The organism is Paenibacillus hemerocallicola (genome assembly GCF_006265175.1).
Taxonomy (GTDB): domain Bacteria; phylum Bacillota; class Bacilli; order Paenibacillales; family NBRC-103111; genus Paenibacillus_AB; species Paenibacillus_AB hemerocallicola.
This window is the reverse complement of sequence record NZ_VDCQ01000043.1, coordinates 16,448-41,944: the sequence shown is the minus strand read 5'-3', so window position 1 is coordinate 41,944 and position 25,497 is coordinate 16,448. Positions and strand designations below refer to the sequence as shown.

20 protein-coding genes are annotated in these 25,497 nt (G+C 54.5%); 5 read left to right on the top strand and 15 right to left on the bottom strand.

The features are described from left to right. Window positions 1-32 precede the first annotated feature (32 nt). A complete protein-coding gene (locus tag FE784_RS25585) occupies window positions 33-1,181 on the top strand; it encodes an MBOAT family O-acyltransferase (protein WP_139605103.1) in 1,149 nt (382 codons plus the stop codon). 484 nt (window positions 1,182-1,665) lie between these two features. Here FE784_RS25585 and FE784_RS42940 read toward each other — a convergent pair whose 3' ends face one another. The 4 genes from FE784_RS42940 to uvrB all read right to left on the bottom strand — a co-directional run bounded on the left by FE784_RS42940 (window position 1,666) and on the right by uvrB (window position 7,475). Beyond that, window positions 1,666-1,947 (bottom strand): NAD(P)-binding domain-containing protein, encoded by a 282-nt coding sequence (locus FE784_RS42940; protein ID WP_425465570.1) that lies wholly within the window; start codon window positions 1,945-1,947, stop codon window positions 1,666-1,668. Between the two features lie 147 nt (window positions 1,948-2,094). Next, entirely contained in the window at window positions 2,095-2,307 is a 213-nt protein-coding gene (locus FE784_RS25575) for a hypothetical protein (RefSeq protein ID WP_139605102.1), read from the bottom strand. 272 nt (window positions 2,308-2,579) lie between these two features. Then, on the bottom strand, window positions 2,580-5,462 hold the full coding sequence (gene uvrA / locus FE784_RS25570; RefSeq protein ID WP_139605101.1) for an excinuclease ABC subunit UvrA: 2,883 nt from the start codon (window positions 5,460-5,462) through the stop codon (window positions 2,580-2,582). 18 nt (window positions 5,463-5,480) lie between these two features. Beyond that, entirely contained in the window at window positions 5,481-7,475 is a 1,995-nt protein-coding gene (gene uvrB / locus FE784_RS25565) for an excinuclease ABC subunit UvrB (RefSeq protein ID WP_139605100.1), read from the bottom strand. 156 nt (window positions 7,476-7,631) lie between these two features. Here uvrB and FE784_RS25560 point away from each other — a divergent pair, with 156 nt between their 5' ends. The 3 genes from FE784_RS25560 to trpB all read left to right on the top strand — a co-directional run bounded on the left by FE784_RS25560 (window position 7,632) and on the right by trpB (window position 10,552). Further along, window positions 7,632-8,426 carry a flagellar motor protein gene (locus FE784_RS25560; protein ID WP_139605099.1) on the top strand — a complete coding sequence of 265 codons (795 nt, stop codon included), beginning with the start codon at window positions 7,632-7,634 and terminating at the stop codon, window positions 8,424-8,426. After that, entirely contained in the window at window positions 8,410-9,189 is a 780-nt protein-coding gene (locus FE784_RS25555) for an OmpA/MotB family protein (protein WP_139605098.1), read from the top strand. The genes FE784_RS25560 and FE784_RS25555 overlap by 17 nt, the downstream gene beginning before the upstream one ends. Window positions 9,190-9,388: 199 nt before the next feature. Then, complete coding sequence (gene trpB, locus FE784_RS25550) at window positions 9,389-10,552, top strand: tryptophan synthase subunit beta (protein WP_425465568.1); 1,164 nt, start codon at window positions 9,389-9,391, stop codon at window positions 10,550-10,552. Window positions 10,553-10,617: 65 nt separating this feature from the next. Here the strand turns inward: trpB and FE784_RS25545 are convergent, their stop codons facing one another. The 5 genes from FE784_RS25545 to ftsE form a co-directional block, all read right to left on the bottom strand. Beyond that, window positions 10,618-11,910: a PDZ domain-containing protein gene (locus tag FE784_RS25545; RefSeq protein WP_139605096.1), complete on the bottom strand. Its 1,293-nt coding sequence runs from the start codon at window positions 11,908-11,910 to the stop codon at window positions 10,618-10,620. A gap of 200 nt (window positions 11,911-12,110) precedes the next feature. Continuing rightward, window positions 12,111-13,565 carry a S41 family peptidase gene (locus tag FE784_RS25540; RefSeq protein ID WP_139605095.1) on the bottom strand — a complete coding sequence of 485 codons (1,455 nt, stop codon included), beginning with the start codon at window positions 13,563-13,565 and terminating at the stop codon, window positions 12,111-12,113. Between the two features lie 76 nt (window positions 13,566-13,641). Then, window positions 13,642-14,811, bottom strand: a complete 1,170-nt coding sequence (locus FE784_RS25535; RefSeq protein ID WP_246132173.1) for a murein hydrolase activator EnvC family protein — start codon at window positions 14,809-14,811, stop codon at window positions 13,642-13,644. A 73-nt stretch (window positions 14,812-14,884) separates the two neighbouring features. Then, the gene (gene ftsX, locus FE784_RS25530) at window positions 14,885-15,802 is read right to left on the bottom strand and encodes a permease-like cell division protein FtsX (protein ID WP_139605093.1); all 918 of its coding nucleotides are present in this window, start codon (window positions 15,800-15,802) and stop codon (window positions 14,885-14,887) included. Then, entirely contained in the window at window positions 15,792-16,478 is a 687-nt protein-coding gene (gene ftsE, locus FE784_RS25525) for a cell division ATP-binding protein FtsE (protein ID WP_139605092.1), read from the bottom strand. Before ftsE ends, ftsX begins: the two co-directional genes overlap by 11 nt. A 404-nt stretch (window positions 16,479-16,882) precedes the next feature. Between ftsE and FE784_RS25520 the strand changes: the two genes are divergently transcribed. Beyond that, window positions 16,883-18,352, top strand: coding sequence for a VanW family protein (locus FE784_RS25520; RefSeq protein ID WP_176706511.1), 1,470 nt, complete (start codon window positions 16,883-16,885; stop codon window positions 18,350-18,352). A gap of 79 nt (window positions 18,353-18,431) precedes the next feature. Here FE784_RS25520 and FE784_RS25515 read toward each other — a convergent pair whose 3' ends face one another. The 6 genes from FE784_RS25515 to FE784_RS25490 all read right to left on the bottom strand — a co-directional run bounded on the left by FE784_RS25515 (window position 18,432) and on the right by FE784_RS25490 (window position 25,448). Beyond that, the gene (locus FE784_RS25515; protein ID WP_139605090.1) at window positions 18,432-19,280 is read right to left on the bottom strand and encodes an AraC family transcriptional regulator; all 849 of its coding nucleotides are present in this window, start codon (window positions 19,278-19,280) and stop codon (window positions 18,432-18,434) included. Window positions 19,281-19,304: 24 nt separating this feature from the next. Further along, window positions 19,305-20,162 carry a phytanoyl-CoA dioxygenase family protein gene (locus FE784_RS25510; RefSeq protein ID WP_139605089.1) on the bottom strand — a complete coding sequence of 286 codons (858 nt, stop codon included), beginning with the start codon at window positions 20,160-20,162 and terminating at the stop codon, window positions 19,305-19,307. A 106-nt stretch (window positions 20,163-20,268) separates the two neighbouring features. After that, window positions 20,269-21,684 carry an argininosuccinate lyase gene (argH, locus tag FE784_RS25505; RefSeq protein ID WP_139605088.1) on the bottom strand — a complete coding sequence of 472 codons (1,416 nt, stop codon included), beginning with the start codon at window positions 21,682-21,684 and terminating at the stop codon, window positions 20,269-20,271. A 178-nt stretch (window positions 21,685-21,862) separates the two neighbouring features. Continuing rightward, entirely contained in the window at window positions 21,863-23,101 is a 1,239-nt protein-coding gene (locus tag FE784_RS25500; protein WP_139605087.1) for an argininosuccinate synthase, read from the bottom strand. Between the two features lie 110 nt (window positions 23,102-23,211). Then, entirely contained in the window at window positions 23,212-24,171 is a 960-nt protein-coding gene (argF, locus tag FE784_RS25495; RefSeq protein ID WP_139605086.1) for an ornithine carbamoyltransferase, read from the bottom strand. 86 nt (window positions 24,172-24,257) lie between these two features. Continuing rightward, on the bottom strand, window positions 24,258-25,448 hold the full coding sequence (locus FE784_RS25490) for an acetylornithine transaminase (protein ID WP_139605085.1): 1,191 nt from the start codon (window positions 25,446-25,448) through the stop codon (window positions 24,258-24,260). Between the last annotated feature and the right edge of the window lie 49 nt (window positions 25,449-25,497).

Below are 25,497 nucleotides of genomic sequence, written 5' to 3'. Positions count from 1 at the left end.
GATCGACCGTCCATTCCCAAAGGAGCCCGCTCATGTCTTATTTGTTGAACCTGCACGCTTTGGCCGCCCTGCTCGGCATGGTCTTCGTGCTCAGCTTAACTCGGCGATGGCCGCACAACAAACGAATACTCGTGCTCTTGTTCAACCTATGCTTCCTGTACTTGTTCAGCCGCAAGCTGTTCCTTTTCTCGGCCGTGTACGTACTCGTCAACTACGCGGGATACGTATGGATGTGCTACGCTCCCAAAGGACGGAGACTGCTGTTCGGTACCGCGATCGTGCTCAATGTGGCCGCCGTCGCCTCGCTCCGGCTGTTCGGGATGCACATATTCGAGCATCCGCTTTTCGACGCGATCTACTTATTCGGTCTTATTTACACGGTTCTGAAAGTGATCGACGCCTACTATTTCGCTTATTACGTAGGCAAGGACGGCAAAGCGCCGTTTCTGGACTTCGTCAACTACTTGCTGTTCATCCCGACGTTCACCTCGGGACCGATCCTGAAGTTCCGCGACTTCATCGCCGATTCCAAGAAGCCTTATGCCGTATCCGCAGCCGATTTCGCAGCCGGAATCAAGCGCATCATATTGGGCTTGTTCAAGAAAGTCGTGCTAGTCGCAGGCATGACCGTCGTGTTTCAGGACGTGCTCGGGCACGATCTTCGTTTTTACCACAGCTTGTTTCTGATGGTATGGTTTTATGCGCTCATTTATTTCGATTTCTCCGGTTATTCCGATATCGCGATCGGCTTCGGCCGGCTGATGGGCTATACGATTCCGGAAAACTTCAAACAGCCGTTCCTGTCCCCTACGCTCACCCAATATTGGCGCAATTGGCACGCTACGCTCGGCGACTGGTTCCGGGACCATATTTTCATGATTTTCTCGCGCAAATATTCATCCCGCGGCGCGGCTGCCGGATTGTCGATCCTGATCATGGTATGCATCGGACTATGGCATGGCTTCTCGTGGCTGTACTTGCTCTGGGGGCTCTACCACGGCATCCTGATGGCACTGGAAAGCTTAATGAAGCTGTCTCTCGTTAACCGGAAAAAGGTGTCGTCCGGCTATTTCTTTTTCCGCTGCATATGCACCCAACTGCTGGTGACGGCGGCTGTCATCGTATATAGCGGGAATTCGGACGTGGTGCTGCGTATTTATAAAGGGTTGCTTCAGTTTTGAGGCCGAAATATCCGGGGTTCGGCGTCTGTTTATTTGGAGACGGAAAAGACCTGCAGGCGATAATCGCCTGCAGGTCTTTTCACAATTGCCTCGGTCCTTGGACACTCAGTGATGTCGAGCAGCTGTAAAATAGGCTGTTATTTATCGGGTAGCCTACAGTCAGCCATTGCTTACTGTAAAAAGTCCAGTTATTTTCGGGCGGTTTCGATCATTCGGCGGTTTCGTGGTGATTTAACGGTATGTTTTCCAGTTATTTCGTCAGAAATCGCCTAAGACCTGAATTTACCTGCATCATTTGAGGCTGTTGAAAAAGTCTGCAAAGAGAGGAAGCGCCGGAGACAAGAGGTGGGGGAATGCGCTCCACATCCGTTAACATCGTGTTGTTTTTAAGATTTTAGCGGTTACAACACGATTTTAAAGTCAACCGCTTCGCTTTCCGCACATTTCCCCCACCTCTTTTTGTATGACAAACCTCTCTTTTGACTTATTCAACAGTCTCATCATTTCCAGTTAGCTGAAGGGCCTGCCGTTCACTGTTCGCCGATTGTTTATACTGGATACAAGCCACCGGGAAGGGCCGATTATGGTAAATGGAATTGCTTATCGCGCGAAGCATATCCTTTACTTTTTCGCATGCCGACGGGTCCCCTCCGAGCTTTACAATCAATGACCCTTCCTTGGCGCTTACAGTGCCGCCTCTTATCGGGGTGTCCAAATAAACCATGTTTCGATTACTAACCGCCTCGGAGATTGCATTGCTCGGAATGGGCGCTATTGTATTGAACCCCTCACCCTAACGTATTGCCGCACTAAATTGGAAAAACAAAAAACTACCGGTTTCTTGCAACACGGTAGCTGGTACTCTGCCTATCGATTTTAACTACGAACCTCTGTCGGTATGACTACGTTATGTTTAACCCATCCATCCTTGTACCATAAAGATGTCCAATACGATAAACACGAATAGACTGAACGCGGCAAATCCGATCGCGAATTTATTTTTTACCTTTGCGCCGACCAATCTCACCACGGCGACGATCAAAAGGATCGTAAACAAAATCATGAAAAGGTCGAATGTGTGGAAGTTGGATGCACTTGCCGCAGCAGCTTCATCTGCCAAAAACATAGCTTGGGACCTCCTTAAGGTTAAACATCACAAAATTCTCATCTTCATCTATGTTATCCTGCCCGGTCAATCGTTGCAAGCAAATTCTGTATTGTTAACAAGTTTGTCACCATTTCCCCAACGTGCCGATAGGAATAAATCGGACATTTGATCCTGCATGTATAAGATGTCCATCTCTTCTACTATTTATAACACCTCGCATGCCGAGAAAAAACACCCACAGGACCGGAATGCAGCATTCCTCACCTATGGGTGCCACTCGCTACCCGGCTCTATACGACGGCGTTTTCTTGCAGCTTTGCAGCGTCCCGCTGCTGCTCGGTCCTTACCCGGTCTCGTTCCAAGATCGGTTTCAGATATTTGCCCGTATAAGATTCGGCTACTTGGACCACTTCCTCCGGAGAGCCGACCGCAACGATCGTACCGCCCCGGTTCCCGCCTTCCGGTCCCAGATCGATCAAGTAGTCTGCCGTCTTGATCACGTCCAGATTGTGCTCGATGACGAGTACCGTTTCTCCGCTATCTACCAAACGGTGCAGCACCGTCAGCAGCCGGTCGATGTCGTCAATATGAAGTCCCGTCGTCGGCTCGTCCAAAATGTATATCGTCTTGCCGGTGCTGCGCCGGTACAGCTCGGCGGCCAGCTTCACCCGCTGCGCCTCTCCCCCGGACAATGTCGTTGCAGGTTGACCGAGCTTCATGTAACCGAGGCCGACATCAAGCAGCGTCTGCAGCTTCCGGTGAATTCGCGGAATGTTCTGGAAAAACTCGCAGCCGTCTTCGATTGTAAGCTCCAACACTTCCGCGATGCTTTTTCCTTTATACTTGATGTCCAACGTTTCGCGATTGTACCGTTTCCCTTTGCATACTTCGCACGGCACGTACACGTCGGGCAAGAAGTGCATTTCGATCTTGATGATGCCGTCCCCGCGGCACGATTCGCACCGTCCGCCTTTCACGTTGAAGCTGAATCGGCCTTTCTTATAGCCTCGGACCTTCGCTTCCGTCGTGTTGGAATAGACGTCGCGAATATCGTCGAACAGGCCGGTATAAGTAGCCGGATTGGAACGCGGCGTTCTGCCGATCGGCGACTGATCGATATCGATCACCTTCTCGATATGCTGCAGCCCCGCTATCTCCTTATGCTCCCCGGGACGCGTCTTGGCTTTCTGCAAATCGCGGGCAAGCGCCTTATACAAAATATCGTTGATCAGCGTGCTTTTGCCGGAGCCGGATACTCCGGTGACGCAGCTGAAAACGCCGAGCGGAATTTTGACGTTCACGCCGCGTAAATTGTTTTCCTTCGCCCCTTTGACTTCAAGCCATTTGCCGTTCGGTTTGCGTCTCGGGCTCGGTATAGGAATGAACTTCTTGCCGCTCAAATATTGACCGGTCAACGAGTTCGGATCTTTCATAATCTCTTCGGGAGTCCCTTGCGCGACTACTTGTCCGCCATGTATGCCCGCTCCCGGCCCTATATCGATAATGTAGTCGGCAGCCAGCATCGTATCCTCGTCATGCTCGACGACAATAAGCGTGTTGCCCAAGTTGCGCATATGCTCCAACGTCTGGATTAGCCGGTCGTTATCCCTTTGGTGCAGCCCGATGCTGGGCTCGTCCAAAATATATAGAACGCCCATCAAGCTGGAGCCGATCTGGGTAGCAAGCCTGATCCGCTGCGCTTCGCCGCCGGACAACGTTCCGGCCGAACGATTGAGCGACAAATAGTCCAGCCCTACGTTTACGAGAAACCCGAGTCGGGCTTCGATTTCCTTCAGAACGAGATTGGCGATCGTCCGTTCTTTCTCGCTCAGCTCCAACGACTCGAAGAAGCTCGCCGCTTCTCCGATCGATAGACGGGTAACGTAAGCCATGTTTTGGCCGGCGATCGTGACGGCCAAGCTTTCCCGCTTCAGCCTATGTCCTTTACAGCCTTGGCACGGCTTCGCGCTCATATATTGCTCGATATGCTCCCGGATGCCGTCTGATCCGGTCTCCCGGTAACGCCGCTCCAGGTTGCGCACGATTCCCTCGAACGGGACGAGTGCCTCCTTCGTAAACCCGAAGTCGTTCTCGTAACGGAATTTGATCTTTTCCCCGCCGGTACCGTACAATATTTTCTTCATATGATCCGCATCAAGCTCGGATACGGGAACGTTCTTCGGTATATCGTAATGCTCGCAAACGGCGGCCAAAAATTGCGGGTAGTAGTTCGACGTGCTTCCCGCCCACGCTTCGAATGCACCGTCTTCGATCGTCAGAGCCGAATTCGGCACGAGCAGGTCCGGGTCAACGATCATTTTCGCGCCCAAGCCGTCGCATTCCGGGCATGCTCCGAACGGACTGTTGAACGAGAACATGCGGGGCGCCAATTCCTCGATGCTGAAGCCGCATTCCGGACAAGCGAGCTTCTGGCTGAACAGCAGCTCCTCTTGATCCATCACATCGACGATTACGCGTCCGTCCGACAGCTTCAAGGCCGTCTCCAGGGAATCGGCCAGACGCGCGTGAATGTCGTTCTTTACGACGATCCGGTCGACAACCACTTCGATCGAATGCTTTTTGTTTTTCTCCAACTCGATTTTCTCGGATAAATCGCGCACCTCGCCATTCACGCGAACGCGTACGAAGCCTTGCTTCTGGATATCCGCCAGCAGCTTCGTATGCTCTCCCTTGCGTCCTGATACGATCGGCGCCAAAATTTGCAGCTTCGTCCGCTCCGGGTACTCCATGATCCGGTCGACCATCTGCTCCACGGATTGGGCCGTTATTTCGATCCCGTGGTCCGGACAATGCGGCCGCCCGATTCTCGCGAACATAAGACGGAGATAATCGTATATTTCCGTTACCGTCCCGACCGTTGAACGCGGATTGCGGCTTGTCGTCTTCTGGTCGATGGAGATGGCCGGCGACAGCCCCTCGATCGAATCGACGTCAGGCTTATCCATCTGTCCGAGAAATTGCCGTGCGTATGCGGACAGCGACTCGACATAACGCCGCTGTCCTTCCGCATAAATCGTATCGAAAGCAAGCGACGATTTGCCCGAGCCGCTTAGCCCGGTCAGAACGACGAACTTGTCGCGTGGAATCGTCACGTCTACATTTTTAAGATTATGAGCTCGCGCTCCTTTGATCACAATACGATCTTGTGCCAATTCGGATCATCCTTTCCTTTACTGCGCCTTCAGTTCCAATATCGCGTCGCGAAGCTCGGCCGCCCGTTCGAACTGCAAATTTTTGGCCGCTTCCTTCATCTCCGCCTCCAACCGTTCGATCACCGAAGCGCGGTCCTTCTTCGACATTTTCTCGGACTTGATATCGGTCAAATAGTCGGCCTTCTGCTCGGCTACCTTCGTGGCCTCGATGACGTCGCGTACCCGCTTCTGTACCGTCTGCGGCGTAATGCCGTGCTTCTCGTTGAAGGCGATCTGGACCGCGCGCCGCCGCTCGGTCTCGCGAATGGCTTTCTCCATCGAATCGGTCCGTTTGTCTCCGTACATAATAACCCGGCCGTTCGCATTCCGGGCCGCCCGGCCGATCGTCTGGATCAGCGACCGCTCCGCGCGCAGGAACCCCTCCTTGTCCGCGTCGAGAATCGCTACGAGCGATACTTCCGGCAAGTCCAAGCCTTCGCGCAGCAAATTGATCCCTACGAGCACATGATACGTTCCGAGACGCAAATCGCGCAGCAGCTGCATCCGCTCCAGCGTCTTTATATCCGAGTGCAAATAGCGCACCTTGATGCCGAGCTCCTTCAAATAATCGGTCAAATCCTCGGACATTTTTTTCGTGAGCGTCGTAACGAGCACTCTCTCGTCTTTGGCGATCCGATCGTTGATCTCGCCGATCATGTCGTCGATCTGCCCCTTGGTCGGACGCACCTCGATAATCGGATCGAGAAGGCCCGTAGGACGTATAATTTGTTCCACCATTACAGGGCAGTGCTCGATTTCGAAAGGACCCGGCGTAGCGGAAACAAAAATCGCTTGGCTCACCTTTTTCTCGAATTCCTCGAATCGCAGCGGCCGGTTATCCAGTGCCGACGGCAGTCGGAAGCCGTGCTCCACGAGCACTTCCTTCCGCGCCCGGTCGCCATTGTACATGCCGCGGATTTGCGGGAGCGTTACATGGGATTCGTCGGCGATGACGAGCATATCGTCGGGGAAATAGTCGAAGAGCGTATAGGGAGTCGCTCCCCGCTCGCGGAATGTGAGCGGACCCGAGTAGTTCTCGATTCCGGAGCAAAACCCCATCTCGTGCATCATTTCCAGATCGTAACGGGTACGCTGCTCCAGCCTCTGCGCCTCCAGCAGCTTCCCCTGGGAGCGCAGCTCGGCCAATCGCTCCTCCAGCTCGCGCTCGATATCGACAAGAGCGACCTTCATCGTATCCTCGTGCGTGACGAAGTGAGAGGCCGGAAAAATGGCGATATGGTCGCGCTCCCCGATAATTTCGCCGGTCAACACGTCGATTTCGGTAATGCGTTCAATCTCGTCTCCGAACAGCTCGACGCGCACCGCCTGCTCTCCCCGCGAGGCCGGGAAAATTTCGATCACGTCGCCGCGAACGCGAAACGTACCGCGAACGAAGTTCAAATCGTTGCGCTTATACTGGATATCGACCAGCTTGTGAAGAATTTCATTGCGCGGACGCTCCATTCCCGTGCGCAGCGAGAGCACCAAATTCCGGTATTCGATCGGGGAACCGAGGCCGTATATGCACGAAACGCTGGCAACGATGATGACGTCTCTCCGTTCGAACAGCGAGCTGGTGGCGGAGTGGCGGAGCTTGTCGATTTCTTCGTTAATGCTGGAATCCTTCTCGATGTAAGTGTCGCTCGAGGGAATGTACGCTTCCGGCTGGAAGTAGTCGTAGTAGCTGACAAAATACGACACGGCGTTATTGGGAAAAAACTCCTGGAACTCGCTGCACAGCTGAGCCGCCAATGTCTTGTTGTGCGCGATGACAAGCGTCGGCCTGTTCAGCTGCGCGATAACCTGGGCCGCCGTAAACGTCTTACCCGTTCCGGTTGCCCCGAGCAGCGTCTGATACCGTTTCCCTTCGTTTATTCCGTGCACGAGCTCGCCGATCGCCCGCGGCTGGTCGCCCTGGGGCTTGAATTCCGACACTAATTGGAACGGCTTGTTTTGAAGCACGATATCGCTCATCGTTTATACCTCACTGGGTCTTTTGACTCTATTGGTTCATTTGACTCTTGCCGATATATGGTATGACATGAAGATTGCCGAATGTTTGTTCTCATTATTATACCTCTTTTCCCGAATTGTTGCAAATTTTCAAACAAAGGGCGTGGGTCTGAACGTATGGATTTGACTACAATACTCGGCATAGCGCTCGGCCTGCTCGCGCTGGTCGGCGGCTTTCTTCTCGACGGCGGCCATATTAGCGGGCTGCTCGTATTCAGTGCGGCCATCATCGTGTTCGGAGGAACGATCGGGGCGGTCGTCGTCAGTTTTCCGAAATCGCAGCTGAAGCAAATTCCGAAGGCTCTCCGTCTGGCGTTCCGGGAGAAAAAGACCGACCCCGAAGCGCTGATCGCGGAGCTCGTCGATATGGCGATGGTAGCCCGCCGCGAAGGGGTGCTGGCCCTCGAGGACCGCGCGCAGCAGCATCCGGACGGTTTTCTGCGCGACGGGCTGCAAATGGTAGTAGACGGCACGGATCCGGACCAGCTCCGCCAAATTCTCGAGGTGGAGATCGACGCGAAAGAAAAGCTGTATAACGGCTACGCCAAAATATTCGAAGCGGCCGGCGGCTATGCCCCGACGATGGGCATCATCGGTACCGTCATGGGACTCATCCACGTGCTTAGCAATTTATCCGAGCCGGAGACGCTCGCCGCAGCGATCGCCGTCGCCTTCTCCGCTACCCTGTACGGCGTAGCGAGCGCCAACGTCATTTATTTGCCTGTTGCCAACAAGATCAAAGTCCGCGGAGAAGAGCATGTCGCGGAGATGGAGATGATGCTTGAGGGCATGCTCGCCTTGCAGGCGGGGGAAAATCCGCAGCTCATCCAGAAAAAGCTGACCTCGTTCCTCCAATTGGAAACGGTGAAGGCGAACGGAAAGGACTCGAACGGCGATGGCGAGGAGACGTAAACGGCAAGCTTCTTCCCATTCGAGCAGCGAGCGATGGCTGATTACCTACGCCGATCTCATCACGCTGCTCATGATTTTTTTCGTTATCATGTACGCCATGAGCAAGGTCGATATCGCCAAATACGAAACGTTGTCCAAAGCGCTGCAAGTCCAGTTCAACGACGGTCCGTCCATCATTCCGAAAGGAACCGGCATTATGGGCGATGCCATTCCGGGCGAGGCGCCGGCGGGGGAAGATCAGCAAAAGGATGCGCCACCTGTGCAAACGGCCAGTACGGATTTGGAGCAAAAAGAACAAAATTTGCAAAACCTGCTCAAGGTCGTTCAGCAATACATCGCCGAGCAGCATCTGGAGGGACAAGTTTCCGCAAGCGATACTTCAAGAGGTATTGCGATTACGCTTAACGACTTGTTCCTGTTCGACCTCGGCAAAGCCGACCTGAAGCAGGGCGCCTATCCGGTTCTGGAGAAGCTCGCCAGTCTTTTTCCAAAGCTTAACGCCAAGGTAAGCATCGAAGGCCACACGGACGATTTGCCGCTCGCCGCAGGTTCGCTATTTCAAGATAACTGGGGACTGTCCCAAGCCAGGTCCGTCTCGGTAATCCGGTATTTCGTCAATTCGGCCAATTTGCAGCCCGGTACGTTTATTTCTTCAGCTTATGCAGATACGAAGCCGGTCTCTCCTAACGATTCCGATACGAACCGGCAAAAAAACCGCCGCGTCGAAATCGTCGTGCTCCGGGGCGACACAAATGGAAATTAGCCGTACCGTATCGCTTCGTCGATACGGTTTTTTTCTTTTATCCGATTGGGTTACTGGAGTTATTTCGTTGTAGCGCCGGGTTGATGCAACATTGTATCATTAGAGTAGCTGCGGTACAAGCAGACCCGGGAGCTGTTGCGTCCATAAGAGGATAAATACGTGACAGCTCCTTATTCCATTTCGACGGAGGTAGATGGAGTTGAGTCAACCAACAGGAGAGCAGGGCTATTTCGGACAATTCGGCGGGAGCTTTATTCCCCCGGACCTACAGGAAGTTATGAATGTTTTGACCGAACAGTTTTATAAATACAAGGACGATCCCGAATTCAATGAAGAGTACCGGTATTACTTGCGCGAATATGTCGGCCGCGAAAATCCGCTTACCTTCGCAGAACGGCTGACTTCTCATTGGGGCGGCGCCAAAATTTATTTGAAGCGCGAAGATTTGAATCATACAGGCGCGCACAAAATCAATAACGTAATCGGCCAAATTTTGCTGGCGAAGCGGATGGGGGCCAAACGAATCATTGCCGAGACAGGGGCCGGACAGCACGGCGTCGCAACGGCCACCGCTTGTGCCATGTTCGAGATGGACTGTATCATCTATATGGGCGAAGAAGATACCCGGCGTCAGGCGCTGAACGTGTTCCGGATGGAGCTGCTTGGAGCGAAGGTCGTGCCGGTGTCCAAAGGGCAAGGACGATTGAAGGATGCGGTCGACGAAGCGTTGAACGACCTTGTCGAAAATTATAAAACCACCTTCTATTTGTTGGGCTCCGCCGTAGGGCCTCATCCGTTCCCGACTATGGTCAAGCATTTCCAATCGATCGTAAGCGAAGAGTCGAAGCGTCAAATCCTGGAGAAGGAAGGGCGTCTTCCCGACGCGGTTCTTGCCTGCGTAGGAGGAGGAAGCAACGCGATCGGAGCGTTTGCGCATTATTTGGACGAGCCTGCCGTACGATTGATCGGAGTCGAGCCCGATCAGGCACCTACCTTGACGCAAGGCGTTCCGAGCGTCCTTCACGGGTTCAAGTGTCTGGTGCTGCTGGACGAGGAAGGAAATCCGAAGCCGACTTATTCCATCGCCGCCGGGCTTGACTACCCCGGGATCGGACCCGAGCACAGTCACCTGAAAACATCCGGACGCGCCGAGTACGTTACCGTATCGAACGAGGAAGTGCTGGCGGCGTTCCAGGAATTGTCCCGTACCGAGGGCATCATCCCCGCGTTGGAAAGCGCCCATGCCGTAGCCCATGCGAAGAAGCTCGCCCCGACGATGGACAAAGACCAAATCATTATTATCAATTTGTCCGGACGCGGCGACAAGGACGTCGAGCAAGTGTACCGCATGCTGAAACAATAACGACGGCATGAAAGCCTCCGTACATACCTGCCCTCAGGTATGCGCGGAGGCTTTCTTTCGACATTTCACATCGTCCTGCCCGTATCGCTGCCGGAGGCAGTCGCCGACTTGCGACGCTCCGCTTGCGTGAACCAGTTGATGTTGCGTTGCTCCAGAACGTACATCGCTTTGTCGTCCGGCGACAAAATGACTCCCAGCAAATGGTGCTCGCCCGCGAATAAAGCGCGCTTCACGAATTTGCTGTGCCCTTCCGTATTGATGACCTCCAGCTTGCAAAATGCTCCGTTCGTTCGCAGCGCTTCATGCAGCTCTTCTTTCGTGCGAACCTTGATGCCATTCGCCTTATGAATAATTTCTCCGGCCAACAGTCCCATTTCTTTCGCCGGACTGCCGGGCAGAATGCCCAATATTTTCAGTCCTTGGTCGTCGTGCACATAGAACGGGGGATTTGCCGTCTCCTCCCGCCTGCTCCACAGGAACAATGCTTCATGCAGCACCATTGCGGCAATAGAGCCGATCAGCGCGAATCCCGGCAGCCACTCGGCGCCCGCGGCAAGACCCATCACCGCAATTGCATAAACGAGCAGCAGCCTGGCGCTGCGCTTCGCCTTGACCTGCGGCAAACGGGTCGTCGTCATCTCGGCGAATCCGAGCATAACCGGCATAGCCGCAAAGGTCCAACCGGCCGACCATATATCCCCCCCGAACAGAGGCGTCCACGGCAGGCCGGCCGAGGATGACCCTGCCTGGATCGGAACGAGCAGCAGCAGCGGAACCGGCCAAAATTGCTGAAGCTGATAACCGCCGATCACCTTGCCGCGTTTGCCTTCGACAAATACGGGCATCGCCATATCCGCTCCCTGCTTGCCCACGAAGAAAGCTTCCAGCAAATGGAGCAATCCGACCAAAGCGAGCATGGAGGAAATAGGCAGCTCCTGCAGCGGCGCGATCGCCCTTCCTACATAGTCGACATCGGCTAATGCCGGAAACGCCATGACTATGAAATGAAGCACGCCGAGCAGCCCGACCGAATAGGCCAAACAAATGAACCTGACCCGAACGATTGCCAGCAGAGCGGACAGCACCCATAGCCATACCACAACGCCTAGAGGCACGGTTGCTCCAATGAACGCCATGACCAAGGAAGCGGCCATCCCGGCCACGATTCCCCATAGTACCGTCTTCCAAGCCGTATCCAGCAAAGAATGGAGGCGAGTCGAGAACAGCTGCCGTTCGAGCACGATTTGCCTGCGGTATTGCAGGACGACGAAGACGATTCCGACATAGTAAAACGGTTGCGCTGCCAGCTGCAGCAAAGCGTGGAGCACCTTCCGCGCCAATTCCACCGCGACGTCCATCGAACACCGCTCCTTTTCAACAAAGCCTTTATATCCGTGGCGGAATGTTATCGTTCCGGCATGACTGATTCGAGCAAAAGAAAAGAGAAGGCTGAACGAATCAACCTCCCCGTTTAAGTTCGACGCGTCGTTGGCCGATTCCTGCCGTAACGCGTACTTTTCCAGCAAATCCCGCTTTGTCGGATCGCGGCCTTTACCGTTTATTTAATCGCTTTTCTCATCGCATCGGCAGCCGCTTTCAGCTGCAGGTCGTTTTTCGGGTCGCGAATTTGCTTCGTAATCGCGTCCTCGATCGCTTGAGCCGTTTTCACGTCCACCTCGCCGTTCGCCGGCAAGCCATGCTCGGTTTGGAACGATTTGACCGCCTGGGCCGTTTTATCGTTAAAGTAACCGTCGGTGCGTCCCGGCGCAAGTCCGAGTCCTTCGAGCATAAGCTGCAAGTTTTTGACGTCGTCGCCCAGCATATCGGCTTTGAGCGTCGTTTTTTTGGACATCGGCGACGCCCTGAAGTAAGCGGGCTGCTCGACCGCGATATCGGGCTCGATCCCCTTTTGGTGAACCCAGTTTCCGTTCGGTGTCAGCCATTTCATCACGGTCATCTTGATGTTGCTGCCATCGCCCAATTCCTGCTGGTAGGTCACTTGAACGGTGCCCTTGCCGTACGTTTTCTCGCCGACCAGCTTGGCGCCGGACGCTTCCTGCAGCGCACCCGCCATAATTTCCGAAGCGCTGGCGCTGCCGTTATTGATAAGCACGGCAATCGGGTAAGGCTTGGTCGAGCCTTTGGACACGGTTTGCTCGCGCTCGCCCTTGCGGTCTTCGACTTGAACGATCGGCTTGCCGCTCGGGACGAACGGCTCGAGCATCTCCACGACAGCCTGCAGCATGCCGCCCGGATCGTTGCGGACATCGATCACGAGCGCCTTCATGCCTTGGTCCTCCAGCGCTTTCAGCTGGTCCTTGAACGCTTTGGCCGTATTTTGTACGAACTCGCGTATTTCGATTTTGCCCACTTGTCCGTCCAACATTTCGGAGTGGACCGTTTCAACCGGAATATCATCTCTAACGACTACGATCTCGATCGGCTCGGAGCCGGTCCGCATAATTTGCAGCTTCGCTTGCGAGCCTTTCGTGCCGCGAATTTTCATGACCGCTTCGGATAACGAAAGCCCGTCCAGCTTGTCGCCGTTCACGGACAGGATAATATCGTTCGTGCGAATGCCGGCTTTTTCGGCCGGAGATCCTTTAATGGGGGATACGACCTTGACCCGCCCTTCTTCGAGCGATACTTCCGCGCCGATTCCTTGAAACGTGGAATTCAACATGTCGTTGAATTGCTCCGCTTCCTTCTTGTCCATGTACGTCGTGTAAGGATCGTCCAAGGAACGGAGCATGCCGCTGATGGCTCCGTCAATCACCTTCGTCCGGTCCACCTCATGCAAATATTGGCCTTGAATCAATTCATACGTCGTCGAGAGCTTCTTCATTTCTTGGGTAGTAAACCCGCTTGCGCCAGGCTTGCTTCCGGACACGCTTTGTCCTTGCTCGGCCAGCGACAAAGGCCCTACAATCGTAAGCGTCAGCACGCTGCTCGCGAACATGGCGAGCAAAATGAACGCCACGAGAATATACAGATTGCGTCCCTTCCAGAACATGATCGATTTCACCGCCTTCACTGGCTTGTCTTAAGCGTACCGTTCTATTGTATGATGAAGTCCGATCGAATAGTAATTATTTTGTTACATACGGTATCGGATCGACTGGATCGCCGTTTTTGCGCACTTCGAAATGCAAATGGTTTCCGGTCGATTGTCCGGTCGACCCCACATAGGAGACGACATCCCCGGTCTTCACTTGGTCTCCTTCTTTCGCGGCCAAGCCTCTTGCGTGGCCGTACCATGTTTGCAATCCGCTTCCGTGATCGATGACAATCGTATTTCCGTACCCGCTTACCCATTGCGCGATAATGACCGTACCCGGAGCGGCGGCATGAATTTCCGTACCGGCGGGGGCGGGTATGTCGATTCCTTTATGGTTCTCGCTCTTCTTCGTTACCGGATTGATCCGGTGGATAAACCCGGAAGAAATCGTCGTTCGTCCCGGCAGCGGCCAACTGAATTTCCCGCCGCTGTACACGGCCGTCTGCTTGTTTTTGTTTTTCTCCGCCCACAGCTTCGATTTTTCCGCCGCCAGCTTTTTCAAGGCCGCTTCCTGTTCTTCGCTCAGCTCCTCGAATTGCTCCTCTTGCTTGGCGAGGCTCGCAATCAGCACCTCTTTATCTTTTTCCTTCGTTACCAGCGCGTTTTTGATTTGCTCGCTCTCCGCGTACTGGACTTGGACTTGCGCCAGCTGCGCTTCCACCTCGGTCTTCTTCTGGGCTACCGATTCCCGGTCCCTTTTGTTCGACTGCAATATTTCCTTGTCTTGGTTGACGATCGATCTCAACGCGTGATACCGGTCCAAAAAATCGCTGAAGCTGGTCGACTCGAACAGCACCTCCATGTACGATACGAACCCGTTCGTATACATGAGACGCACTCTCGACTTCAAGAGCTGATCGCGGGTCTCCACCCGATGCTCAGCCTCCTGAAGCTCGCTGTTCGTTTGCTTCACGTTGTCCTCTGTCGTCTGAATCTGCTTCAAAATTTCATTCAGCTTGGCGCCCTGCGCTTCGATCTGACTCCGCAGCTCTTGGAGGTTGCCAGCTTCTTGGGCTTTGCGGTTCGCGACCTCTTTCTTCATCTTTTCGCTGTCCTGCTGCTCTTTGGCCGCTTTCGCTTCCAACGCCTGAATAACCCCAAGCCGCTTATCGATTTCGGCATCAGTCATAGCATACCCTTGTTTTACCTCCGACATAAGCAGCAGCGACAATCCGCAAACCAAAATTAGCGATTTTTCCACCTTTTTCAACGCGTTACTCCTCCTTGGCGTTCGGACATACCGAAACGGGCTTGGACCTTCCGAATTTGGAAGCTTATACTTTCAAAAATTTGCGGACGGACAACAAACTGCCCCACACGCCGATCATCACGCCGATGCCCAGCAGCAGAACGGGGACGATCAGAACGAGCTCGTGAATAGGGATAAGCTTGATCAGCATCAACCCGAGAGGGACCTGCATATATTTCAGAAACTCGGCGTACCCCCACAGCAATACGCCTACCGGAATAGCGGAACCGATTAGGCCCAACAGCGCGCCCTCGATGAAAAACGGCCAACGGATAAAGCCGTTCGTCGCCCCGACGAGCTTCATGATGCCGATCTCGCGTCTGCGGGCCACAATCGTGATTTTGATCGTATTGGAAATCAAAAACATGGCCGTGAGAGCAAGCAGCAGCACGAATACGAGACCGACGTTGCGCACGATGTCGGTAATTTTGAACAAGGTTTCCACGGTGCCTTTGCCGTAATTGATTTTATATAGAAGCGGCGGGTTGTTCCGCGCATCGATCGCTTTAATCTGATCCGCCACCTGACCTACCACCCGCGGATCGGCCACTTCGACCGTAAACGAGTCGTTTAACGGATTGTTGTCGCCGTCGAAGCCTTCGAGCAGCTCCTTGCCTTCGTTCCCCATTTTCTCGCGCAGGATCGTCAGGCCTTCCTCCTTGGAGACAAACGTCACTTTGCTTACGTCGGCTATGGCGGCAATATCCCGCTGAACCGCATTTCTTTGCTGCTCGCTCGTATTGACTTCCAGGTAGACGCGTATTTCTACCTGACTCTCGATCTGGTCGGCCAATCGGTTTACATTCAGCGCCAGCAGCAGAAAAACGCCCAACACGAACAAGGATATGGAAATCGCGCTGATCGAGGCGAACGTCATCCAGCCGTTCCGTACGACATTTTTGCCACCTTCCCGTATATGCCGAGCGAAGGTGCTAATCCTCATAGCCGTATTCCCCTCTCAGCTGGTCGCGGGCGATATTGCCCTTCTCGATGGCGATGACCCGTTTGCGGATCGTGTTGACAATCTCCTTGTTGTGCGTAGCCATTACGATCGTAGCTCCCCGGAAATTGATTTCCTCGAGCAGCTTCATAATGCCCCATGAAGTTTCCGGATCCAGATTGCCTGTCGGCTCATCCGCGATAATAACGGCGGGGTTGTTCACGATTGCCCGGGCAATCGCTACCCTCTGCTGCTCGCCGCCGGACAGCTGGCCGGGAAGCGAACCCGCCTTCTCCTTCAGCCGGACCAATTCGAGCACCTCCATCGTCCGCTTCTTCATCAGCTTCTTGGGAGCCTCGATCACTTCCATCGCGTAAGCGACATTTTCATACACCGTCAGCTTTGGAAGCAGCTTGAAGTCTTGAAAAACGATGCCGATGTTGCGGCGGACATATGGAATTTTACGCTGCTTCAGCTTCTCCAAATTGAAGCCGTTTACGAAAATGTGGCCTTTGGTCGGCCTTTCCTCGCGATATATCAACTTCATGAACGTGGATTTGCCCGCACCCGACGGGCCTACCACGTATACGAATTCGTGGGCGTCGATTTTGACGTTGATTCCTTTCAAAGCATGGGTTCCGTCCGGATAAGTTTTCCATACGTCTTGCATTTCGATCACGCTATCACATCCTGTAAGAAGCTGCGATGGAACGAATCGTTCGCACGAGCGATAACCGTTCGATCGGTGATGACAAACCGGCTCATGATCTATGGACCTCCGCAAAGCACGAGGGTAAGTTGCGGGGCTTTGTTGACTGTGTGGGAAATCCCGATCGTTGCTCCTCGAATTACGTCGATTCGCGCTTTCTCGGCGCAACCCGTAAATGGGTTAGCATATAGAAGTTCGACACTTGCCACGAAAATCCTCTATGAAACTTTGCGATTCAACATATTCTTTCAACTTCCAGGCGTCGGCTCGGACTCGAGTCGCGCGGTTTTAGGCGTCTAATGTTGGTGTCAAATCCAGACAACCCTCCGCATATAGATAAAGAAAAGGTTGTACCCTGTTGGAGGAGCGAGCCGATGAATCGCCGATTTATAAACCGTCTCTTGCTCGTTATCGTTGTCGGAGTCGTCATGCTATGGGGTTGGTTTTGGTGGTATTCCGCACTCCGTACCGTTCCTCACGGCGTCCGCTTGGGGGAATGGAGTATCGGAGGAATGCCGGAGAAAGAATTCCGGCTTCAGCTGCAAGCTCGGATAGATCGGCTCTACAGCGAACCGATCCGACTCGAGCTGAATGGGGGGGATTCGGGTAAGGGGGCTTTCAAGTTGGGAAGTCTCGGGTTGTCTGCCAACGAGGAGCAGTTGTCGAAGCTATCCGACTACATGTTCGAAGGGAGCCGGCTAACTAAAGCGAAACGAAGGCTGCATATGCGTAATGCGGTTCTTCGGTTGGAATTGACCGTATCGGAGGCCGTACTTCAACAAACTTTGACGGCGGCCTGGCCTGAACGGATGAATCCGCCTACCAAAAATGCGGAACGGGTCGTTACCGGTGACGACCGGATTGTATATACGCCCGAGCTGCGGGCCCAAGCCGTAGATACACGGCCGCTGGCCGAACGACTCGTTGCTGCAGGTTACGAGCGCTTTAACCGCTCTTCCAATCCGAATACCGGCGAGGAAGCCTCTTATGCGACCTCCGTCCAAGTGCCGATGCGCGAGCTGGTTCCGCAGGTGACGCAGGATATGTTGAAGGCGCAGGGGGTAAATCGGAAAATATCCGAATTTACTACTTCTTTTCCGGGCAGCGTACCGGGCCGCATCCATAACATCCAGGCGACTGCCGCTACGATTCACGACAAGCTGCTTGCCCCCGGGGAACGATTCGACTATAGCACCATCATTCAGTCGACCGAGAAAAAAGTCGGGTACCGCGAAGCCCCGGTCATTTACAACGGGAAGCTTGTTCCCGGCATCGGCGGCGGGATCTGTCAAGTGTCGACCACGCTGTACAACGCCGTCCTTCTGGCCGGATTGCAGGTGAACGAAAGACGAAACCATTCGCTTCCGGTGAGCTACGTGCCTCTCGGTCAGGATGCTACGTACGCGAACGGCTACATCAACTTCATGTTTACGAACAGCAGCGAGCATCATCTATTGATCCGCACGGAGTCGGACGGCAATCGGGTTACCGTGAAGCTATTCGGCACAATGCCGGAGTCGGTGACATACGAAATCGAATCGAACATTTTGCAAACGTTGGAGCCTCCGGTCAAGTATGTCCGCAATCCGACTCTTCAGGTCGGGGCGCAAACCGTTTTGCAGCAGGGCAAGCCGGGATATGTAGTGGAAACGTTCCGCATTCGGAAAGAAAACGGCGCCGTCACAAGCAAAGAGCGGTTGTCGCAAGACAAGTACCAGCCGCAGCCCGCTTTGATAGCCGTTCATGGCAGCGATGCAGCGCCCGACAAAGACGGACCTCCCGGAGGCAGCCGTTCCATTATCGAGGATGGGGTCAGCGGTCCGGTATTTCCTAAGGGACGTTGAGCAGTCCCACCCAAGTTGAGCCCTGCCCTAAGCTATCTCCGAGAATTTGCAGGTACCATGAATACGTCGTCAATGGACACTACCTCTCCCGGCGAGCAGGCGACGGAACTTGCTGAGAAAGCCGGGTACTGGCCAAATATTGCGTGGGAGAGACATTGAACACTTTCTTGAAGCTTTTGCTGAAGGCATACACATCGCTGTACTCCATCCGTTCGGCCAGCTCGGATATGCTCATGCGGGACTGTACGAGCAGCTCTCCCGCCCTTTGCATTTTCGTTCTGGCTATAAAAGCTTTTATCGTTTCCCCCGTGCAAGCTTTGAACAGACGGCTCATATATTGCGCGGACATGTTCATTTCCCGGGCAAGCAGCTCCAAATCCATGCCGATCCCGCTTCGCTCGCGGATATAAGCCATCATTTGGCGCGCTTTTTGCATTTGCCGGACGGAGCAACCCGTCGGTTCTTGCGGTGACAGATGCAGCCGGAACAAATTGGCGAAGAACCGCTTCATTAAACAATCGAATTCGAGCTGCTGCAAAGGCAATGGAAATTCCAGCACATCCATCGCCTGATACAGCATGTTCTCCGCTTGGAACGCTTCCCCCACCAATGTGAAGCGCGGGAACGGAAAGCCGGCGTCCCATTCCTCCGCTCCCGACAGACCGAAATGCAAATATAGGACGGTCAGCCGGTTTTTCGGATCTTGGGCGGCTTTAGGCAAATCCCCGGGACGCATAACGACACAGCTCTGCTTTTGCAGCTCGAACGTCTCTTCTCCCAAGGTCATAGTGCCCCTGCCGGATATGACGTAGAAAATATCGTAGTCGTGGAAAGGCTTCTGATGATCCCAATACCAGCCGGGAGAGCACGCCCGCTTGCCATAGGACCCTCCGGTTCTGAACGTAACCGTTTCCAAAGGATGGTTCATGCTGCCGCCTCCGGACCTTGCCCTTCAACATTCCGCTTTCGTCATCTCGTTCGTAAAGACGATCTTGTATGCTTCGGGCGACATTTTGGTCGCCGACTCCGGCGCATAATGGAACTGCAGCGCTCTTCGCCGCGTATCCGACAAATTCGGAGGCGTTCCATGATGCAGCAGTCCGGAGAAAATCATAAGACCGCCGGGTTTTAAAGGTACGGCTTCATCCTTGGGCACGTCGACGACGGTATCGCACAGCTGCCAATCCCTTACCGCGTAATGCGGTACGGGTCCGTTCATATGGGACCGGGGTATGACATGCATGCAGCCATTGTCCAATGTAGCCTCGTCCAAGGCGATCCATACGCCGGCAACCATTTTCGTATAAGAAAAATTGCCGTACGCCATATCCTGGTGCCACGGCTTCTCGATGCCCGCATCTGCGGACGGCGGCTTGAGCAGAGCCTGATCTTCGCAAAATCGCGGACTCTCGCCGAACACTTTCTCCAGCACGTCCATTATTTTCGGATGAAAGCAAATGTGATGCAGCGCCGGACAATGGTCAACGAACTTGTGCAGCTTCCGGACGGCGAACTCGCGTTCCCTCTCGGACTCAAACTCGGGCCTGTCCTTCAACTCGCCCTTGCCGCGAACATATTGGATTTTGGGTCCGACAATGCGTCCGTGTATCACGTCGTCGATGTTTCGAATCGCTTCTTTCACTTCTTCGTCGGTCAGTACCCCGTCAATCGCCACATATCCCAATTCGCGATATGTTTTCACCGTTTCTTCGGTTACCTGATCCGGCGATGGAATACGGTGTTTCGCCAGCTGGTCGAACCGGTACATGCTGTTGCGTATATCGAGCGGATTCTCGGCAGGCTTCAACATAGCTCTTCCCCTCCTATCGGATTGATTTCATCGTACTAAATCAAGATCCCGATAGGAATGGGAGATGCCGTACATTGATGTCCCGAAGCGTATGCCTGTGGCACATTTACTTGCTCTTCTCGATATACTCCTCGAACCAGCGGTTATTCAAACCGACGGCTTCTTCCGCGCGGCCGATTGCCTCGGACACTTGGGCAGTAGCCGTGCCACCGTACACGTTGCGGGCGTTGACGACGTTTTCCGGCTGAAGCACCTCGTAAATGCGATCGTCGAACAGCTCCGAGAATTGCAGAAACTCCTGAAGGGTCAAGTCCAGCAAATATTTTTTGTTCTGGATGCAGTACAATACCGTTTTGCCGATTACCTCGTGCGCCTGCCGGAACGGCATGCCCTTGCTCGCCAAATAGTCGGCGATATCGGTGGCGTTGGAGAAATCCTGATTGACCGCCTGACGCATTCGGTCCCGGTTTACCTTCATCGTCGCGATCATGGGCGCGAACAGCTGGAGAGCGCCCTGCAGCGTACGTACCGTATCGAACATGCCTTCCTTGTCTTCCTGCATGTCCTTGTTGTACGCGAGAGGCAACGCCTTCAGCACGGTGAGCATACCGATCAGGTTGCCGTATACGCGTCCCGTTTTGCCGCGTACAAGCTCGGCCACGTCCGGATTTTTTTTCTGCGGCATAATGCTGCTTCCGGTCGTGAAAGCATCGTCCAGCTCGACAAATTGGAATTCGGTGCTCGACCATAGTACGATTTCCTCGCACAGCCGCGACAAATGCGTCATGACGAGCGAGGCGTTAGCGAGAAACTCGACGATGAAATCGCGATCGCTAACCGCGTCCAGACTGTTTTCATAGACGCGCTCGAAGCCGAGCTGCTGCGCTACGAAATGGCGGTCGATCGGAAATGTCGTTCCCGCCAATGCGCCCGCGCCCAGAGGGAGCATGTCCACTCGCTTGTAGCTGTCGCGGAAACGCTCGATGTCGCGTCCGAACATCGACACGTACGCCATCATATGATGCGCGAACAAAATCGGTTGAGCACGCTGAAGGTGCGTGTAGCCGGGCAGGATCGTATCCAGGTTCGCTTTCGCTTGTCCGATCAGCGCCTCCTGGAGCTTCACGAGCATGCCGACAAATTCGACGACCCGCTTCCGCAAGTACAGGTGCATATCGGTCGCCACTTGGTCGTTGCGGCTCCGTCCGGTATGAAGCTTGCCTCCGACCGGACCGATTTCATCGATCAGCGTCTTCTCGATATTCATATGGATGTCCTCGTCGGACACCGAAAATTCGACTTCTCCCCGGCGGATCATCTGCATCACTTTATGCAGCCCGTCCTGAATTTTCTCCACATCGTCCGCCGGCAAAATCCCGCATTTGCCGAGCATCGTTACATGGGCGAGACTCCCTTGGATATCTTCCTCCGCCAGCTCTTTATCGAACAGGATCGAGGCCGTATATTCCTCGACGAGCTGATCCGTTTTTTTCGTAAAGCGTCCACCCCAAAGCTTCGACACGTGATCCATTCCCTCCTTGGCATTGTTGTCATTGTCGCGAATTCGCTCGAAAGGCAAGGGTCGCTTTCGTTGCCGTCCGCATGAAGCAGACGATCCCGGCGCGCCTCCTTGCCCCTCGTTCGATCTTTGTTACATAGGCCAAATTCGCCGTTGGTGGCGCGAATTCGGCATAGGCCTTTTATTTGTTAGCGTTTTGGGCTACACCTGATGCCACGCGCAGACGGAGCGCGTTCAGGCGAATAAATCCGGTAGCGTCGCCTTGGTTGTATGCTTTGGACGGATCTGCTTCCATCGTCGCGATGTCCGGGTTGTACAGGCTGACCGGGCTTTGTACGCCTGCGCCCATAATGTTTCCTTTGTACAGCTTCAGCCGGACCGTACCGGTTACGTTTTTCTGGCTTTCGTCGACAAGCGCTTGAATCGCAAGACGTTCCGGCGCAAACCAGAAGCCATTGTATACGAGAGACGCATATTTCGGAATGAGCGAATCGCGCAGGTGCATCACTTCGCGATCCATCGTGAGCGACTCCATTTTCCGGTGAGCGGCGAACAGGATCGTTCCTCCCGGAGTTTCGTACACGCCGCGGCTCTTCATGCCTACGAAGCGGTTCTCGACCATGTCGACGCGTCCGATGCCGTGCTTGCCGCCCAGCTCGTTCAACGTCTCCATCGCTTCGAGCGGGCTCAGACGATTGCCGTTTACGGCTACGCAGTCGCCTTGCTCGAATTCGAGCTCGATATATTCGGCTTGGTCCGGAGCCTCTTCCGGAGCGCGGCTCAGCACATACATGTCGCGGTTGGAATCGGCGCTAGGGTCGAACCAAGGATCTTCCAGCATGCCGCTCTCGAAGCTGATATGCAGCAGGTTGCGGTCGGTCGAATACGGCTTGGATGCCGTAGCGGTAACCGGGATGCCATGCTTCTCGGCGTAAGCGATCATTTCCGCGCGGCCCGGGAACTGCTCGCGGAACTCCTCGATGCGCCATGGCGCGATGACGTCAAGCTCCGGTGCAAGCGCAGCCGCGGTCAGCTCGAAACGGACCTGATCGTTGCCTTTGCCGGTGGCGCCGTGCGCGATAGCCGTAGCGCCTTCGGCGCGGGCGATCTCGACCATGCGCTTCGCGATCAGCGGACGGGCTATACTCGTGCCGAGCAAATATTGGCCTTCGTACAGCGCGCCGGCCTGGAACATCGGGTAGATGAAATCGCGGGCGAATTCTTCGCGCAAATCATCAATGTAAGCTTTCGTGGCGCCGGTGCGCAGCGCTTTCTCTTCCAGCCCGTCAAGCTCGTCCTTTTGTCCGATATCGGCAGTGAATGTAATGATTTCCGCATCGAACGATTCCTTCAGCCATGTCAAAATTACGGATGTATCCAGCCCGCCGGAGTAGGCCAATACGATTTTTTGTTTCGCCATCGTTTCTTGTCTCCCTTTCTAAACGAACTTCATCAATGTATGTTTGTGCCGAACTTTAAGCCGCATAGCGGAAAGACATATGCGGCTTAAGCGCGACTGATTGGCATCCATTAACCCATAAGCGCGGCCATGACCGCTTTTTGCGCGTGCAGACGGTTCTCCGCCTGGTCGAAAATAATCGAGTTCCGCCCTTCGAGGACGCCCTCGCTCACTTCTTCGCCGCGATGAGCCGGCAGGCAGTGCATGAACAAATAATCTTTTTTCGCATAGCGGGCCAGCTCTTCATTGACCTGATAGCCGGCAAACGCGATTTCCCGTTCCTTCTGCTCGGCCTCGAAGCCCATGCTCGCCCAGACGTCCGTGTACACGACGTCGGCGTCGGCGATCGCTTCCTTCGGATCGCGGGTCAGCAGCAGCGAGCCTCCCGTTTGCGCCGCGTTTTCGCGGGAATTCGCCACGACCTCCGAATCGGGATCGTACCCTTCCGGGGACGCTACCGCCATATGGAGGCCAAGCTTGGCCGCTCCCATCATTAAGGAGTGTACCATATTATTGCCGTCGCCGATATACGCGATTTTCAACCCTTCCAGCTTGCCTTTCTTCTCCAACACCGTCTGGTAGTCGGCCAAAGCCTGGCAAGGATGGGAACGGTCCGTCAGACCGTTGATGACCGGTACGGTCGCCCCTCGGGCGAGATCGATCACGGTTCGGTGAGCATACGTACGGATCATGATCCCATCTAAGTAGCGGGACATCGTTTGCGCCGTATCCCATATCGTTTCGCCGCGGCCGAGCTGCAGATCGTTTTTGCTTAAGAACAGCGCGTGACCGCCCAACTGGTACATGCCCACCTCGAACGAAACGCGCGTGCGCGTAGACGACTTCTCGAATATCATGCCAAGCGTCTTGCCTTTTAGCGGCTGTTGGCCGTCACCGGCTTTTTGCTTTTTCTTCAAATCGATCGCCAGATCGATCAGGTAGCGGATTTCCTCCGGCGTGTAATCGACCAGCCCGAGAAAATCCCGGCCTTTTAGGCTGGCGGCCATATCCTGCAGCAATGTTTCGGACATTGTGCTCCCCCTCAGACGGGGCGATTTCGCATGAAACCGCCCGTATGTTAAGTCTTATCGTTAATTTTGTCCATATTTCCAATCTGTTACTTGACCGATGCCGCCGCTTTCTGAGCCAGCACGGAGGCGATAATATCGATCCCTTTATCCGCGTCCTCGCGGGTAACGAGCAAGTTCGGAAGCAGCCTGATCACGTTTGGCCCCGCACCCGTAACCAGCAATCCCGCCTCATGAATGGCCGGAATGAACTCCGATGCCGGCAGCGTGCACTCGATGCCGATCAAGAGCCCTTTGCCGCGAATTTGCTTCACGAGAGGATTGCTGCCCAGCTTGGCGTTCAACTGGGCTACGAAATAGTCTCCCAATTCCGCTGCCCGCTGCGGCAGTTTGCCTTCGACCAACGTTTCGACCGTGGCGATTCCGGCTGCCGTAGCGATCGGCGTTCCGCCGAAGGTGGAGCCGTGGCTGCCCGCGGAGAATGCATCGCGCAGCTTCGCCTTGCCCAGCATCGCCCCGATCGGAAAACCGCTGGCGAGACCTTTTGCCAAAGTAAATATGTCCGGCTCGATGCCGTAGTGCTCATAGGCGAACAGCTTGCCCGTCCGGCCCATGCCGGTCTGGATCTCGTCGACGATGAGCAACAGATCGTGCTCCTTGCACAGCCGTACGGCTTCCTGCACGAACGCCGCGTCTGCCGGATTTACGCCGCCTTCGCCTTGTACCAGCTCGAGCATGATCGCGCACGTTTTGTCGGTCACGTAGCTCTTGAGCGCATTCGCGTCGTTGTAAGGGGCGTATACGAACCCTTCCGGCAGCGGATGGAAGCCTTCCTTCACCTTGTCCTGCCCCGTCGCCGTCAGTGTAGCAAGTGTCCGTCCGTGGAACGAAGTATGGAACGTTATGATTTCATAGCGCTGCTTGCCGAGTACTTTGGCATTGTAACGGCGGGCCAGCTTGATTGCGGCCTCGTTCGCTTCGGCCCCGCTGTTGCAGAAAAAGACGGCGTCCGCGCAGCTATTGTCGGCTAACAACCGGGCCAGCTTCTCCTGATTCGGGATATGGAACAGGTTGCTCACGTGCCACAGCTCGCCAAGCTGCTCGACGAGCTTTTCCTTGACACGTTCCGGCACGTGGCCCAAGTTCGTTACCGCCAGTCCGCTGGCGAAATCGAGGTACTCTTTGCCCGTATCGTCCCAAAGACGGCTGCCTTCCCCTTTCAAAAGCGTAATCGGGAATCTGGCATACGTCGGGAACAGCGCGCTCTGTTGTTCGCTCACAAGTCCTCACTCCATTTCGGTTCTTATTCCGTTCGATAAAAACGTCAAG